General features: G+C 51.4%; 13 protein-coding genes. 5 read left to right on the top strand and 8 right to left on the bottom strand.

Annotated elements, in window-relative coordinates:
- The first annotated feature begins 98 nt into the window (after positions 1 to 98).
- Complete coding sequence (gene trkA / locus AC4IFB_RS19835) at positions 99 to 1472, top strand: Trk system potassium transporter TrkA (RefSeq protein ID WP_490778966.1); 1374 nt, start codon at positions 99 to 101, stop codon at positions 1470 to 1472.
- 42 nt (positions 1473 to 1514) lie between these two features.
- Positions 1515 to 2966: a TrkH family potassium uptake protein gene (locus AC4IFB_RS19830; protein ID WP_490778967.1), complete on the top strand. Its 1452-nt coding sequence runs from the start codon at positions 1515 to 1517 to the stop codon at positions 2964 to 2966.
- 166 nt (positions 2967 to 3132) lie between these two features.
- Here the strand turns inward: AC4IFB_RS19830 and AC4IFB_RS19825 are convergent, their stop codons facing one another.
- The 7 genes from AC4IFB_RS19825 to AC4IFB_RS19795 form a co-directional block, all read right to left on the bottom strand.
- The gene (locus AC4IFB_RS19825) at positions 3133 to 3480 is read right to left on the bottom strand and encodes a YqaA family protein (RefSeq protein WP_490781092.1); all 348 of its coding nucleotides are present in this window, start codon (positions 3478 to 3480) and stop codon (positions 3133 to 3135) included.
- A 272-nt stretch (positions 3481 to 3752) separates the two neighbouring features.
- A complete protein-coding gene (locus AC4IFB_RS19820) occupies positions 3753 to 6917 on the bottom strand; it encodes an efflux RND transporter permease subunit (RefSeq protein ID WP_490781091.1) in 3165 nt (1054 codons plus the stop codon).
- 53 nt (positions 6918 to 6970) lie between these two features.
- Positions 6971 to 8095: an efflux RND transporter periplasmic adaptor subunit gene (locus AC4IFB_RS19815; RefSeq protein ID WP_490781090.1), complete on the bottom strand. Its 1125-nt coding sequence runs from the start codon at positions 8093 to 8095 to the stop codon at positions 6971 to 6973.
- A 175-nt stretch (positions 8096 to 8270) separates the two neighbouring features.
- Positions 8271 to 9209, bottom strand: a complete 939-nt coding sequence (locus AC4IFB_RS19810; RefSeq protein ID WP_490781089.1) for a class I SAM-dependent methyltransferase — start codon at positions 9207 to 9209, stop codon at positions 8271 to 8273.
- Positions 9209 to 9586, bottom strand: a complete 378-nt coding sequence (locus AC4IFB_RS19805; RefSeq protein WP_490781088.1) for a DUF423 domain-containing protein — start codon at positions 9584 to 9586, stop codon at positions 9209 to 9211. The genes AC4IFB_RS19810 and AC4IFB_RS19805 overlap by 1 nt, the downstream gene beginning before the upstream one ends.
- A 1-nt stretch (position 9587) precedes the next feature.
- Positions 9588 to 10136, bottom strand: coding sequence for a hypothetical protein (locus AC4IFB_RS19800; protein WP_490781087.1), 549 nt, complete (start codon positions 10134 to 10136; stop codon positions 9588 to 9590).
- Between the two features lie 31 nt (positions 10137 to 10167).
- Positions 10168 to 10803, bottom strand: a complete 636-nt coding sequence (locus AC4IFB_RS19795) for a HEAT repeat domain-containing protein (protein ID WP_490781086.1) — start codon at positions 10801 to 10803, stop codon at positions 10168 to 10170.
- A gap of 610 nt (positions 10804 to 11413) precedes the next feature.
- Here AC4IFB_RS19795 and aprB point away from each other — a divergent pair.
- The 3 genes from aprB (at position 11414) to AC4IFB_RS19780 (ending at position 15098) form a co-directional block, all read left to right on the top strand.
- A complete protein-coding gene (gene aprB, locus AC4IFB_RS19790; RefSeq protein WP_490778975.1) occupies positions 11414 to 11887 on the top strand; it encodes an adenylyl-sulfate reductase subunit beta in 474 nt (157 codons plus the stop codon).
- Between the two features lie 52 nt (positions 11888 to 11939).
- Positions 11940 to 13925, top strand: a complete 1986-nt coding sequence (gene aprA, locus AC4IFB_RS19785) for an adenylyl-sulfate reductase subunit alpha (protein WP_490778976.1) — start codon at positions 11940 to 11942, stop codon at positions 13923 to 13925.
- A 282-nt stretch (positions 13926 to 14207) separates the two neighbouring features.
- Positions 14208 to 15098 (top strand): YkgJ family cysteine cluster protein, encoded by an 891-nt coding sequence (locus tag AC4IFB_RS19780; RefSeq protein WP_490778977.1) that lies wholly within the window; start codon positions 14208 to 14210, stop codon positions 15096 to 15098.
- Between the two features lie 133 nt (positions 15099 to 15231).
- Here the strand turns inward: AC4IFB_RS19780 and AC4IFB_RS19775 are convergent, their stop codons facing one another.
- Positions 15232 to 15573, bottom strand: a complete 342-nt coding sequence (locus AC4IFB_RS19775; RefSeq protein WP_490778978.1) for a 4a-hydroxytetrahydrobiopterin dehydratase — start codon at positions 15571 to 15573, stop codon at positions 15232 to 15234.
- Between the last annotated feature and the right edge of the window lie 31 nt (positions 15574 to 15604).

Below are 15604 nucleotides of genomic sequence, written 5' to 3'. Positions count from 1 at the left end.
CAGCTCGATGCTGTCATGCTGCCGGACTGGAGTGATTTCTCTGCGCAGCGATGTTGAGCAACGACTTTTTCTGATAATTAAGAACACCCGATGAAACAATGAAAATAATTATTCTCGGTGCCGGCCAGGTTGGTCGTTCAGTAGCCAATGCATTGGTGAGTGAAGCCAATGACATTACCGTGGTGGATCAAAATCTGCATCTCCTGAATGAACTGCAGAATCGCCTCGACCTGGGCACAGTCAGAGGGCATGCCGGTCATCCCGACGTGTTGCGCCGAGCTGGGGCGGAGGATGCTGATATGATTCTTGCTGTGACCAACAGTGATGAGACCAATATGGTTGCCTGTCAGGTGGCTTACAGTCTCTTCCACACCCCCACCAAAATCGCCAGAGTCCGGGCACAGGGCTATCTCGACTATCCGAAGCTGTTCAAATCGCCAGCGATCCCTGTTGATGTATTGATCAGTCCGGAGCAGTTGGTTACTGACTACATTCTTAAACTGATCGAATACCCTGGAGCACTGCAGGTACTCGACTTTGCCGGCGGCAGGGTTCGTCTTGTCGCCGTCAAGGCCTACCATGGTGGTCCCCTGGTGGGGAACGAACTGAGCACTCTCTACGAACATATGCCGAATATCGATGCCAGAGTGGCGGCCATCTATCGTGAGGGAGAGGTGATTCAGCCCCAAGGGGATACTGAGATCCAGGCTGAGGATGAGGTGTTCTTTATCGCCGCGACAGAGAACATCCGCTCAGTGATGAGCGAACTGCGCAAGCTTGAAAAGCCCTACAAACGACTGATCCTGGCGGGTGGTGGAAACATTGGTCGTCGTCTTGCCTCATCGTTGGAGCACAAATATCGGGTTAAGTTGATTGAGACAAATCAGGCACGGGCGAAGGAGATTGCTGAGCGTCTCGATATGGCGATCGTACTCCATGGTAATGCCGCAGATGAAGATCTGCTGTTGGAAGAGAATATCGAAAACACGGATGTATTCTGTGCCGTGACCAATGATGATGAAGCGAATATTCTCTCAGCCATGCTGGCTAAGCGACTCGGTGCTGGCCGGGTTATGGCACTGATCAATCGCCCAGCCTATGTCGACTTGGTGCAGAGCGGTGCAGTCGATATCGCCATTTCACCCCAACAAGCCACTATCGGCACCCTGCTGACCCATGTGCGTCGTGGTGATGTAGCCCAAGTGCACTCATTAAGACGTGGTGCTGCTGAGGCGATCGAAGCGGTGGCGCATGGAGATCGAAATTCATCCAAGGTGGTTGGACGTGCCATAGAGGAGATCAAGTTACCAAAAGGAACGACGATAGGTGCAGTGGTTCGTGGTGAAACGGTATTGATCGCCCATCACGACACCATGATAGAGAGTGATGATCATGTAATCCTGTTTCTGGTGGATAAGAGAAAAGTCATTGAGGTTGAAAAGTTGTTCCAGGTAGGAGTGACCTTCTTGTGAGTCTCTGTTTATCAACCCCAGGCATGGCAGGCTGAAGTAACGATGCATCTGCTAGTGGTTCAGCGAATATTGGGTGTGCTGCTGATGGTCTTCAGTCTCACCATGCTGCCCCCCTTGGGGATATCGGTCTGGACCGATGATGGTGCGTTGTTGGGTTTTACCGATGCATTCATTCTTACTTTGGGTCTCGGAGTGGCCTTCTGGGCTCCGGTGCGTAACCAACACCAGGAACTCAGGGTTCGTGACGGATTTCTTGTGGTGGTGATGTTCTGGGTAGTGCTGGGGCTGACCGGATCGCTGCCATTTTTATTTGCTGAAAACTCAAACATGAGTATTACTGATGCAGTGTTTGAGTCGGTCTCTGGGTTGACCACCACCGGAGCGACAGTGATTGTCGGTATCGATGAACTGCCACTTTCGATTCTCTACTATCGCCAACAGCTTCAATGGTTGGGCGGTATGGGTATTATCGTACTGGCGGTTGCCGTGCTTCCCATGCTGGGCATTGGTGGTATGCAGCTCTATCGGGCAGAAACCCCCGGTCCGGTGAAGGACAACAAGCTGACCCCGAGGATTACCGAGACAGCAAAGGCGCTCTGGTTTATCTATCTCGGTCTGACCCTGAGTTGTATGCTGGCCTACTGGCTGGCAGGGATGGAGCCCTTCGATGCCATGGGGCATGCCTTTTCAACGGTGGCGATTGGTGGATTCTCCACCCATGACGAAAGTATTGGTTTCTACGACAGTACTCTGATCGAGATGATTGCTGTGGTTTTTATGTTGCTGTCCGGGGTTAATTTCGCACTCCACTTTCTCGCTTTCCGTAGACGCTCCCTTAGAACCTATTTTGAAGATCCTGAGTTTCGCGGTTATATCACTACACTGTTTATTGTGATTGTGCTGGTATCCATCGCGCTCTATATGATGGGGGTTTATAGCACCTGGGGTGAATCGATTACCCGCGGACTGTTTCAGGCAGTGTCAATCGGCACCACAACGGGATTCACGACAGCCGACTACTCACTCTGGCCCGGATTTATATCGATACTGTTGCTCTTCTCAAGTTTTATCGGCGGCTGTGCCGGGTCAACCGGAGGCGGAATCAAGGTGATTCGGTTTCTGCTGTTGGTCAAGCAGGGGCTTCGAGAGATCAATCGTCTGATTCACCCCAATGCAGAGATCCCGATACGGGTAGGCAGTAAGACCATACCCTGGCGTGTGGTGGATGCGGTGTGGGGATTCTTTGCACTCTATGTTGCCAGTTTCGGTGTGATGTATCTGGCGCTCGCCTCAACAGGCCTGGATCTTATGACCTCTTTTTCAGCAGTAGGGGCAAGTATCAATAATCTTGGCCCCGGGCTTGGCGATGTGGGTGCTCACTACGCAAGCCTAAATGATCCCGCAAAATGGATTCTCTGTTTTGGGATGCTACTCGGGCGGTTGGAGATATTCACTCTGCTGGTATTGCTGACCCCTGCGTTCTGGCGTAAATAGGACGCTACGAGTTAACTATTTTTAGGGTGAATTCAGGGTGAAGGGGCTGACTATCCCCGGATTCCGCTGCGCTTCATCCAGGCTACGAGTTAACTATTTTTAGGGTGAATCCAGGGTAAAGGGGCTGATTATTCCCGGATTCCGCTGTGCTCCATCCAGGCTACGACTAAATGATAATGTCTGATACCCAGATCAGCATTGCATAGCGCAACCCTTTACCGATTCCGATAAACAGAACTGCCAGACTCAACCTGATGCCAATCCAGCCAGCAGCCAGGCAGAGTGGATCACCCACTACAGGCAACCATGAGAGTAACAGCGCAGGGCTGCCAAAGCGGCTGATTCGTTCAGCTGCTCTCTTCTGGCGGTCATGTTTCAGCGCTTGTAGTGGAAAGCGTTTTGCCAGCCACCACCCGATCAGCCAACTGCTCACTCCACCCAGGGTGTTACCCATGGTCGCACTCAGCCAGAGCAGATAGGGTGAATGAGCTGATTGCTGCAAGTTCCATAGCAACAGCGCCTCAGAACCGCCAGGTAGTAGAGTCGAGGCTAGGAAGCTGCCGCTGAAAAGAGTCAGGAGTGTGCTGTCGATATGCCTACCTGTATAACTGTATCACCCTCGTAGCCTGGATGAAGCGCAGCGGAATCCGGGGGAAGGGCAGACTATCCCGGATTCCACTGCGCTCCATTCAGGCCCTAGAGAAAATATTCGTGACCAGTCTATGAGTCACCTGCAGCTGGCAGATTATTTTCGTTGAGGCTTTAACTGATCCTCTACCCAGCCCATTAGCCTGACTGCTCAGTTGCTATATCCCCAGTGCCGTGCGTTTCGTCTTCTTCTTCCGTTGCATCTGCATTGTGATCTTTCGCCATCAATACATAGATCGATGGCAGCACAAACAGGGTGAAGAGGGTACCAACCGCCATTCCGCCAACCAACACCAGGCCAATAGAGTTACGTGCGGCAGCACCAGCCCCGGTGACCAGGGTCAGAGGAAAGTGACCCGCAACGGTGGCGAAGGTGGTCATCAGGATCGGTCGCAGTCGGGTCATCGAGGCTTCCTGTACCGCCTCGGCCTTGCTCAATCCCTGCTCCTGAAGTTTGTTGGCAAACTCGACGATGAGTATGCCATTCTTGGCAATCAACCCCACCAGGGTCACCAGCCCGACCTGAGCATAGATGTTGAGTGTGGTGGTCCAGCCACTGGTCCAGAAGGGCAGGTTGGGGTTGGGCATTTTAAGAAAAGTGAAAAGTAACGCGCCGAACATAGCCAGAGGCACTGAGCCGAAAAGGATGATGCCTGGATCCCTAAAGGAGTTGAATTGTACTGACAGGGCCAGAAAGATCAGCACGATTGCCAGGGCGAAAGCGGGTAAGAATTTATTCCCCTCCTGTCTCAACTGACGGGATTCTCCAGTGTAGTCAATAGAGTAACCCGCCGGGAGTACTTCAGCAGCGGCCTCTTCCAACACCGTCAGGGCTTGGTCGAGGGTGCGGTTGGTCATGCCCGACAGTTTCACCGCATTAAGCTGTTGGAAGCGGTTGAGTGAACGGGGTACCGTGGTATTTTCAATATGAGCGACGGTGCTCAGTGGGATCAGTGTCTCCTCTGGGCCGCTGATATAGATATCAGTCAGTTGATCCGGGTTGAGCCTCTGTGAGCGTTCGATCTGCGGGATGACTTTGTAACTGCGGCCAGCGATGTTGAAGCGATTGACATAGTTACCCCCCAGTGCTGCAGCCATATCCCGACCTACCTGATTCAGGTCCAGTCCGAGGGAGCCGATTTTGTCCCGATCCAGAACAACCTGGGCCTGGGGCTGGTCATATTTGAGATCGATCTGCGGTGGAAACAGGAACATGCCGCTCTCGGTTGCTTTGCCCTGAATCTGCTCAGCAAATTCAAGCAGACGTTTGGCGTCGGCAGTTGAGGTAATCAGGAACTCAATCGGAAAGTTACTGCCACCGGGTAGTGCCGGAGGGGTAGTGGCAAAGATCTGGAAGCCGGGGATGGCCGATACCTTCCCCTGAACCTCCTGCTGAATCTCAAATACGGTGCGTTCTCTGGGATTGTGCCAGGGTTTGACTACCACACCTGAAAAGCCATCGGTATCGAAACGGGCGCCTACTGAGGGAGCAAACAGGATCTGGAAGCTCAGGTCTGCCTCCTCAACCTCCAGGAATGCCTTCTCAACAGCGGCACCATAAAAGCGCTTCTGGTCGGCAGTGGCATTGGCTGCTGCATTGATAATGCCAAAAACGACGCTCTGGTCTTCGCTTGGGGCCAGCTCTTTAGGGGACTGCATGTACATGGGAATGGCTGCTGCAGCCACTACCAGCCAGACCACATAGACATAAGGTCGTGCGTTAAGGGTACGACCAATGAGTCGACCATAGGCCAGTCGCAGGCGATCAAAATGGTGATTAACCCAGCCGGTAAAGCCCCGCTCCTCATCGTCAGCGCTCTTCAGCATATGAGCGGACATCATCGGCGACAGCGTAAGGGCGACGATACCTGAGATTGTGACAGTGCCCGCCAGGGTGAGGGCAAACTCACGAAACAGGGCGCCAGTCAGACCGCCCTGAAGTGCGATGGGTATATAGACCGCTGCAAGTGTAATGGTCATGGCGATAACTGGGCCGAGTAGTTCCCGAGCTCCCAGCAAGGCGGCTTCCCGTTTGCTTCGGCCTTCACGAAGATGGCGTTCAATGTTCTCCACCACAACGATGGCATCGTCCACCACCAAACCAACAGAGAGCACTATTGCCAGCAGGGTAAGCAGATTGAGGGTGAAGCCGAAAATCTGCATCAGGAAGATACTGCCGATCAGTGAAACCGGTATGGCTATGGTAGGTACCATCGCTGATCGTATCGATCCCAGAAACAGAAAAATGACCGCGATTACAATCAACAGGGTGTCACCCAGAGTCTTGGTGACTTCGGTGATCGCATTGGCAATATATTCAGAGGCGTCATAGCCGATATTGACTTCAAGACCGGAAGGCAGATCTTTGGCGATCTTGTCTATTTCATCACGTACCAGCTTGATGACATCGATTGTATTGGCGCTTGGCAGCGGGAAGATGCCCATGAATACCGCTGTCTGGCCGGTATATCGCACCGAGGTATCATAATCTTCGGCGCCGAGTGTGACATCAGCGATATCCTGCAGACGCACAATAGTGTCGCCGCTATGCCGAATCACCAGCTGTTCGAACTCCTCGACTGAGTGAAGATCGGTATTAGCCGTCATGTTAACTTGCACCAATGAGCCCTTGGTGGTGCCTATGGCGGCGAGAAAGTTGTTGGCAGCGAGGGCCTGCTGAACTTGTGATGGACTGATATGCAGGGCGGCCATCTTGTCCGGCTTGAGCCATATACGCATGGCAAAAATACGTGCTCCCAGCACATCAGCACGCTGAACCCCTGCAACTGCGGCAAGTCGAGGTTGTACCACGCGTATAAGGTAGTCGGTGATCTCTGCCTGAGAGAGGATATCAGAGGCAAAACTGAGATAGGCCGAGGCAAATTGTGAATCAGCCGACTGGATCGAGAGTGCGGGTACCTGGGCCTCAGTGGGCAGATCGTTACGTACCTGGTTTACCTTGGCAGTGATCTCAGCCAGAGCCTTGGTTGGGGGATAGTTGAGCTTCAGACGGGCATTGATCATGGAGAAGCCCTGCAGGCTCTTCGACTCGATATATTCAATGCCATCCGCTGAGGCTATAGCCTGTTCCAGCGGAGTAGTGATGAAACCGCGTACCAACTCTGCGTTGGCCCCCACATAGACAGTGGAGATATTGATTGTAGAGTTTTCACTCAGCGGGTATTGGCGAATATTTAGACTGTTCCAAGCCTGCATGCCTGCAATAACAATCAGAAGATTGACCACGATCGCGAGTACGGGGCGCTGAATGAATAGATCGGTGAAGACTTTTATCTTACCCACGGCATTAATATCCCTGTGCAGTATGAAGGGTCAAACCGACCCTCTGGAATTTGTTATTCATTGGGGGGCTGAGGGTCCAGGCGCGCATCGAGTGCTAGGGTGTTATCGATAGTCACAGCCATGTTGGGCCGTAACTTGAATACCCCGCTGGTTACCACGGATTCGCCCTCTTCCAAGCCTGTAGTCACCGCGACATAGTCGCCTCTGGTCTCACCCAGGCGGATGATCTGCTGACGAAGTACTTTTGACTCTTCACCCGTGGTCTCATCTGTTTTCTTATCAATGACGAACACGGTATCGCCATAGGGTGCGTAGAGTACCGCAGTGGCCGGTATCGCAAGGACTTCATTAACCTGAGGCAGAAGTATCTCTATATTGGCGAACATGCCGGGACGCAACAATTCGCCCTCATTGATCAGGGTGGATCTGACCCGCACACTACGGGTGGCCTGGTCGATCTCAGGGTTCACCGCTATGATTTTGCCAGTGAAAGTCTTATCCGGGGCAGCATCGGTGTTGATTTGAACCTCATTGCCGACAGCTATGCTTGAGAAGCGCTGCTGCGGCAGAGAGAAGTCGGCATAGATAGGGTTGATGGTCTGTAGAGTCACCACCGGAGTGCCCTGCTCTATGATCTGTCCCAGGTTGACCTGGCGCAGACCCAGTTGGCCGGAGAAGGGGGCGAGCATGGTTTTCTTGGCGATGGTGGCACGAACATTCTCGACCTGAGCTGTAGTCTGCTTGAAGTTGGCTTCGGCAGTGTCCAGATCAGACTGAGATACGGTTTTATTGGCGCGCAAACCACGATTACGATCGAGGTTGATCTTGGCCAGTTTGGCGGCTGCTTCTGCGGAACGTAGCTGTGCCTCTTCGGCAGTGGTATCGAGGCGCAACAACAGCTCGCCAGCTTCGACCCGGTCGCCTGATTTAAAGTCGATTTCTATGATCTTGCCACCCAGCTCTGCACTCATGGTTACACCCTGTACAGCAACCAGAGATCCGGTAGAGGAGATTGAGTTGGGCCAGCTCTGTTTACTCACCTGATCGGCAGTAACCAATTCAGGCGGCATAACCATCTGCATTTCAGCCATCGCTTGAAATTGCTGCAGTTTTATTACTGTAGGGATACCAATTAGCATACCCAGTCCGATGATCGTCAGGGTCAATCTTTTCAGCATGAGGGCTCCATCTCAGTTGGTTCTGTATCGTTCCGGGGAATGTCTTCGCAAGAAGGCGTATTGGTGATAATTACAATCGTTGGCTGCATAAATACCAACCCCTTATATAATAAGTTGCTATGAGAGTTTAATCTATCATCTACGTCAAGTGCTGGATTGGTCAGACAGCCTGATTCTAGAAATGTGCCCGAAATAACCAGCAACGATAGGGAAGACGACGCTTGAAATCCTCAGGAACAACCTGCTGGGTGATCTCTTCACATCCGGCTTTTTGACTGAGCTTGGGTGAAAGCTTGAAACCTTTACGATTGGTTGAAAAGATCAGTTCGCCACCTGGGTTGAGCAGGTTCATACAAGCGTCTATCAACTGTTCCTGATCGCGCTGAATATCGAGTGTATCGCTCATGCGCTTTGAATTAGAGAAACTTGGCGGGTCAAGTACGATCAGACCGAAACGCCGACGCTCCCTGTTGGCCCGCTCGAGATATTGGAAAGCATCCTCCCTGATCAGTTCATGGTTGTCGTCGTTAAATCCATTTAGCTTAAGATTTCGGCGGGTCCAGTCCTGATAGGTGTTGGATAGATCCACGCTGACTGTGGATAGTGCACCACCTGCGGCTGCATACACAGAAAAACTGCCGGTATAGGCGAACAGGTTAAGCATCCGTTTGCCGGCGCAGCGTTGCCGTACCAGGTTTCGGGTGTTTCTGTGGTCCAGAAACAGTCCTGTGTCTAGGTAGGTATAGAGTTCAACCTCGAAGGCTAATCCTCCCTCCTTGACAACCATCGGTCTTCCGCTTGCACCAGTCTTCTCATATTGATTCAGGCCCCGCTGACGCTGACGTGTCTTTACCGCCAGATGGTGCAGTGGAATCTCCAATGTTTCACTGACGGCCTGAGTGATCTGTTGCTGCTGTTCATCATTAAGCGGTTCAAGACCTTTGCGGGCAAAAATCTGCAGATGGGCCTGGCCGTCATACCAGTCAATCGCCAGGGGGAACTCTGGGATATCCCGATCATAAATACGATAGCAGCTGACTTCCCGACGACGTGCCCACTTACTCCAGTGGCGCTGATTTTTTCGTAACCGGTTTGTAAATGCGTTTAAATCCATCAGCGGCTGGGCAGGCGCCAGGCGCCGATGATCAGTGATAACCACCCGGCCATAAATGCGATGCCGCCAATCGGGGTCAACATAGCCAGGCTGCGAACATCGGTGAGTGTCATTAGATAGAGGCTGCCGGAAAAAAGCAGGATGCCAGCCACGAATAGCCACCCTGACAGCATCAGTGCCCGCACTGGATGGTGGGGTATCAACAGGCCCACCCCAAGCAGAGCCAGGGTATGCAGGCCTTGATATAGAACCGCCTTTTGCCACCAGATCAGGTTTGAGGGGGGAACAGAGTGCTCCAGGGCATGGGCGCCAAAGGCCCCTAAAGCAACCAGCAGAAAGCCACTCATTGCAGCTAAGATTATAAAGCGTCTGGACATGCTACTCTTCCTCTTGCATCCGCTTCAATTCGTCCAGTATGCCCAGCACCATGGACTCTGTGCGGCTATCCATATCCTTGCACAGGATATCTGGATTACGCTCACCATTGATCATTGGCCGAATCACCGCAGCAAGCCGTGCCATAGGGCCGCCAGCCTGACTCATTTGATCTGCCATTTCAGCGATTATCTGCAGAGCCTGTGCGTTACCTGAACCTGCTGCATCAATCATCGAGGCGAGACCTGGCGCAGCCTGGGCCGGATCAGGCTTGGCATTAGGGTCGGGTAGGGTAGAGGGGTCTTGCAGGCCATGTAAGATCGCTTCAGCAATAACCTGATCCTCCTCATCAAGAGGATTGAGAAGTTCTACGTCCCGGCGCCCTTGATGGAATATCTTTCTGATACAGTCTGTCAGCTCATTCCATCCGTTGTTATCAGCCAGCTTTATCAACTGTTCGAAATCATCCTGACGATCGGGCTGTTGGCCGGTTATAACAACCTGATTGATAAATTGGGCATGTACCGCCAATATCTGATCCCGTTTGTTCATTGAGTCTGTTCCACAAAGCAAAGCTGAGAATCTACACTAATTCCAAAGACTCTGCTGCAATCTCCCTGACATCGGGATGGTTATCCTTGAGCAGCTTGGTCAGCGCTGTCCGGGCCTTGGGCGAGTGGCTCATGCCGAGAAAATGTGCTGCATCGGCACGGATGTTCGCATGTTCAGACTGGCTGAGAGTGATCATCGTTGCCATGGCCAGTTCGAGTCGAGGGTCTCCTTCAAGCTGTTCAATCACAACCCCAACACCAATGCGCGCAGCCATCGGTGTCGAATCGATCAGAAGCAGTTCAAGTAGTTGTTTGAGGTTTTCTGGACACCTGTTGAGCCATTTGATCACTTTGTCTGGTCGTTGTGACTCGAGTAACTCGCTGAAATAGTCTGAAATTCCCTCGCCGGATGAGGCTCGGGTGACCCATTCATCCACCTCTTTTGGGGATAGGGCTCCATCCAGTTCGAAATGGCCGATTCGAGTCCATGGCACACCGCGTACATTCAGTTCATCTGCCAGCTCTGGTCTGTTGACGATATTGACAGATTCAAGACGGCCGATTCTGCCCTGTTTAAGGAGCTGATTCAGGCGCTCCAGCACCACCGGACAGTGATGGCAGCCGGTAGCAAGTAGAAAGAGTACGTCTGGTGCTTCCCTCTGGGGCATGGTTTTGGCTCAAAAAAGCGTAACTCTACCCGAAACCCCGCTTCAATTTCATATCAAAATGGCTTTTCAGCATAAATATATGGCTGATATTTAGCTGTAAGGTGGTCATAAATCAAAGGAAAATGGCAGGAATATTCAAAAATAAGCTTTCGCAGAACGTGATTTTGGTCTGATTTATCTATCTCCCATGGGATAGGTGAACGCATGTGGATATATCCAAAAAGAGTTTTCATAGAAAGACCATGATTACGTCATTGGTAATTTTGTTCGTATAAATAGGTAGTTAGTTATCTCAGTAAAATACTAGGTTTTACAGTGAGCTAGGTGAATAAGCGTATTTTATGTGCCCTCATTAAAAAATTGTTTGGCTAAAGCTCCTGCAAGGCATTAATGTTTGTCGCCCGATTCCGGATCGTGCGTGTGCGTGCGAAGGAGTGCCCGACAATGTGGTCTGGCTGAGTCGGGTTCGAATCATGGCCTTAGTCGGAATTAACGCAGGCCAAGAGAGAATTAAAAATGAACTACGCCGGAGATATCCGGTTGTGCTTCGAAGTCGCTGCAAAATGCCGCGGCTGAATCACTGCAGTGAAACCCTTAGGAGATTAACACCATGCCTACATTTGTGCGTACTGAGAAGTGCGATGGCTGTAAAGGCCAGGACAGGACAGCTTGCATGTACATCTGTCCTCATGACCTGATGAAGCTTGATAAAGACGGTTCTGAAACCGGTCATGCCATGAAGTCATTCAACCAGGAGCCTGAGCAGTGCTGGGAGTGCTATTCCTGCATTAAGATCTGTCCTCAGCAGGCTATCGAAGCTCGTCCTTACGCCGACATCGTACCTCTGGGTGCATCTGTACAGCCTCTGCGCGGTACCGACTCTATTATGTGGACCATCAAGTTCCGCAACGGCACTATGAAACGCTTCAAATTCCCAATTCGTACTACTCCTGAGGGTTCTATCGATCCTTACGGTGGTAAGGCTGCTGCGGAAATGGCGAAGATCGGCGAGCCCGGTTTCTTCAACCATAACGAGCAGAACGGCTACCGTGCCGGCGATCCAAGTGAGCTGATCCGCAAATAAGCGGGATTCAGTCTGATTATTTCAGGAATATAGATAATTCGAGGTATATGAAATGGCTGAATTCGGAAATCCGGAAGTCGTCCAAGAAGAGGTAGACATCCTCCTGATCGGCGGTGGCATGGCGTGTAGTGGTGCTGCTTATGAGATTGGTCCTTGGGTGCAAGCTGCTGGCGGCGACATCACAGTTAAACTGGTTGATAAAGCTGCAATGGACCGTTCTGGTGCTGTTGCACAGGGTCTGTCTGCGATCAACACCTACATCGGTTCAGAGCAGGATCCTGCTGACTACGCCCGTATGGTCTCCAACGATCTGATGGGTATCACCCGTGATGATCTGGCTTACGACCTGGGTCGTCATGTTGACGAATCTGTTCATCTGTTCGAAGAGTGGGGTCTGCCTATTTGGAAGACTGATGAGAACGGTGAGCGTCACGATGGTTCCAAAGGCATGCCTTTACTGAAAGACGGCGGCAAGCCCGTACGTTCTGGTAAATGGCAGATCATGATCAACGGTGAGTCCTACAAGTGGATCGTTGCTGAAGCAGCAAAGAAAGCACTGGGCATGGACAACATCGAAGAGCGTATCTTCATCGTTAAGCTGGTTAACGATAAGAATGACCCTAACCGCATCGCTGGTGCTGTTGGTTTCTCTGTTCGTGATCACAAACTGCTTGTCATCAAAGCAAAAGCTATCCTGCTTGCCGCTGGTGGTTGTGTAAACATCTTCCGTCCCCGCTCTGTGGGTGAGGGTCAGGGCCGTGCCTGGTACCCAGTATGGAATGCTGGTTCTACCTATGCGATGGCTGCTGAGGCCGGCGCTGAGCTGACCATGATGGAAAACCGCTTCGTACCTACCCGTTTCAAAGACGGTTACGGTCCTGTTGGCGCATGGTTCCTGCTGTTCAAATCAAAAGCCACCAACGCTTTTGGTGAAGTCTACATGGATCGCAATAAGGAGATGCTCGACGACTATCCTCCTTATGGCCAGGCTGCTGTTCCAGCATCCTGCCTGCGTAACCACTTGATGCTGAAAGAGATGAAGGAAGGTCGTGGTCCTATCTGGATGGACACCGTTACCGCTCTTGCTAACCTGCGTGAGACCCTGTCTCCTCGTGAGGTTAAGCATCTGGAAGCAGAAGCATGGGAAGATTTCCTCGACATGTGTATCGGTCAGTGCGGTATCTGGGCTGGTGAGAACATCGAGCCTGAGAAGAAAAACTCTGAGCTGATGCCTACCGAACCTTACCTGCTGGGCTCTCACTCTGGCTGCTGCGGCATCTGGACCTCTGGTCCTGAAGATGTTGGTGCACCTACTGAAGAGACTGAAGCTGGCGTACCTGAGCATCTGCCTAAAGGCTGGAACTGGGGCTACCGTGGTATGACCACTGTTTCCGGTCTGTTCACCGCTGGTGACGGCGTGGGCGCTTCTGGCCACAAATTCTCTTCCGGTTCACACGCTGAAGGCCGTATGGCTGCTAAAGCGATGGTAAAATACGTCATGGACAACAAGGATTTCACTCCTGAGTTGGACACCGATGTTGATACCCTGATCGAAGAGATCTACCGTCCAGTGCGCAACTACCTTGAGCACAAAGACTACTCAACTGCGATCGATGTTAATCCTAACTACATCACTCCTCGTATGTTGCAGTTCCGTCTGCAGAAGGTTATGGATGAGTATGTTGCCGGTGTTGCTACCTACTACACCACCAACGAGCACATGCTCGACCTGGCTGAGCAGAAGTTGGAAATGCTGAAAGAAGATGCATTGAAGATGCGTGCTAAAGACCTCCACGAACTACTTCGTGCGTGGGAAAACTATCACCGCATCCTGACTGCTGAAGCTCACATGAAACACATTCAGTTCCGTCAAGAGTCTCGTTATCCTGGTTTCTACTACCGCATGGATAAGAACTTTGTCGACGAAGAGAACTGGAAGTGCTTCGTGAACTCTGTCTATGACAAAGAGGCTAAGACCTATAAGTGCTTCAAGCGCGCTCATGTCGACATCGTCGACAAGTCTAAGCTGTTCAAGTAAGACAGCTATAGGCCATAGGGCTTAGAAAAGTCCGGACGTCCTTGCGGCGTTCGGGCTTTTTCTGTCTTAGGACAGTTGCCTGCAAAGCCGGTGAATTCTTGGGGCTTTGCTACTATTTGCAAAATATTGATAAAAAATAGTTGTCAGTATTTACTACGACCGGATTAATACTCCGGATTTGTGTTATTGCCCGCTGTTCCCGGGCTTTTCACAGCTAGACTCGCGCTACTCCCCCGGTGGAGGTAAAACGCGAACCAGCCGATTCCATATCGGAGGCCAATAATGAGTGAAAAATTCGATATTCCCTTTAAAAGCAGTTTTGTTCCGTCGGTTCTTGAGCCAGGTGCAAGTATCAAGTTCAACTGCCACAAGGGGATCTCCTGCTTTAATGCGTGTTGTAAACACGCTGATATTCAGTTGACGCCCTACGATATTTTGCGGCTGAAGGACAATCTGGGCATCAGTGCCACCGAATTCCTGAAAAACAACACAGTTCCCTATGAAATGGACAAAGATGGGGTTCCTGGCGTCAAATTACGTACCGACGATGATGGCGCCTGCAAGTTTGTTACAGAAGAGGGTTGCAGTGTCTACAAAGACCGGCCAACCGCTTGTCGCTACTACCCGATTGGTCATATGGCGATGAAAGAAGCGGGTGCCACTGAAGATGAAGCACGCTACTTCCTGATCAAGGAAGACCACTGCAAAGGCCACGAAGAGGATCGCGAGGTCTCCGTGCATGACTACCGCAAAGAGCAGGAAGTCGAACTCTACGACCAGATCAATCGGGAGTGGCTGCAGCTGATGTTGAAGAAGAAATCGGCCGGTCCTGCTATTGGCCGTCCTTCAGATACCAGCCTGCAGTTCTTTTTCATGTGCTCCTATGATGTCGATCGACTACGCCGGTTTGTACTCGCCGACTCTTTCAAGGCCTCCTATGACATGGAAGATACATTCTATGAAACGGTTGAAAAAGAGGATCTGGCACTGATGCAGTTTGGCGTCAGACTGCTGAAGCAGGTGCTTTTCGGAGATGTGACTATTCCAGTCAAGAATAATGCCACTGAGAAGCGAATCGAAGAGCGTAAAGATATCCTGGAGATGCGCAGAAAAGCGGAAATCGAGCTGCATAAGCAGAAGCAGGAGCAGCAGATGAAGGATGCGCTATCCTGACAGTCAACGTAGGGTGCGGCCCTGCCGCACCTTATATTGTGCCAACGGTGCGAAAGGGCCGTACCAGTAACGCTGAAAGTATATCCCTGCCTCTAAATATCTATGACGAGGTACACTAGATCTTTTCCTGCACTCATTCACCCTGTAGCTGATCTGTTTTCGCTGCCATGATGAAATCATTGCGATGCAGGCCTTTGATCTTGTGTGACCACCAGGTTACTGTGGTTTTCCCCCACTCAGTCAACAGTGCGGGGTGGTGGCCTTCATCTTCGGCCAGTTTTCCAACCTCGTTGGTAAAATCCAAAGCTGCAACGAAGGTTTTGAAAGCATAGCTTTTTTCGAGCTGCATAATGCCGTCCCGAACCTCGATATTCCAATCCGGAATGGCCCGAATTAGCTCAGAGAGCTCCTCATCACTGACTTTTGGTGCATCAGCGCGACACGCCTCACACTTTTGCTGTGTTAAGGTTTCCATCGGAATATTTCCTCTCATGGTTTATGTCGGA

It is taken from the genome of Candidatus Thiodiazotropha sp. AKIB8 (genome assembly GCF_058244675.1).
The sequence above is the reverse complement of the archived record's forward strand: the minus strand, read 5'-3'. Positions and strand labels throughout refer to the sequence as shown.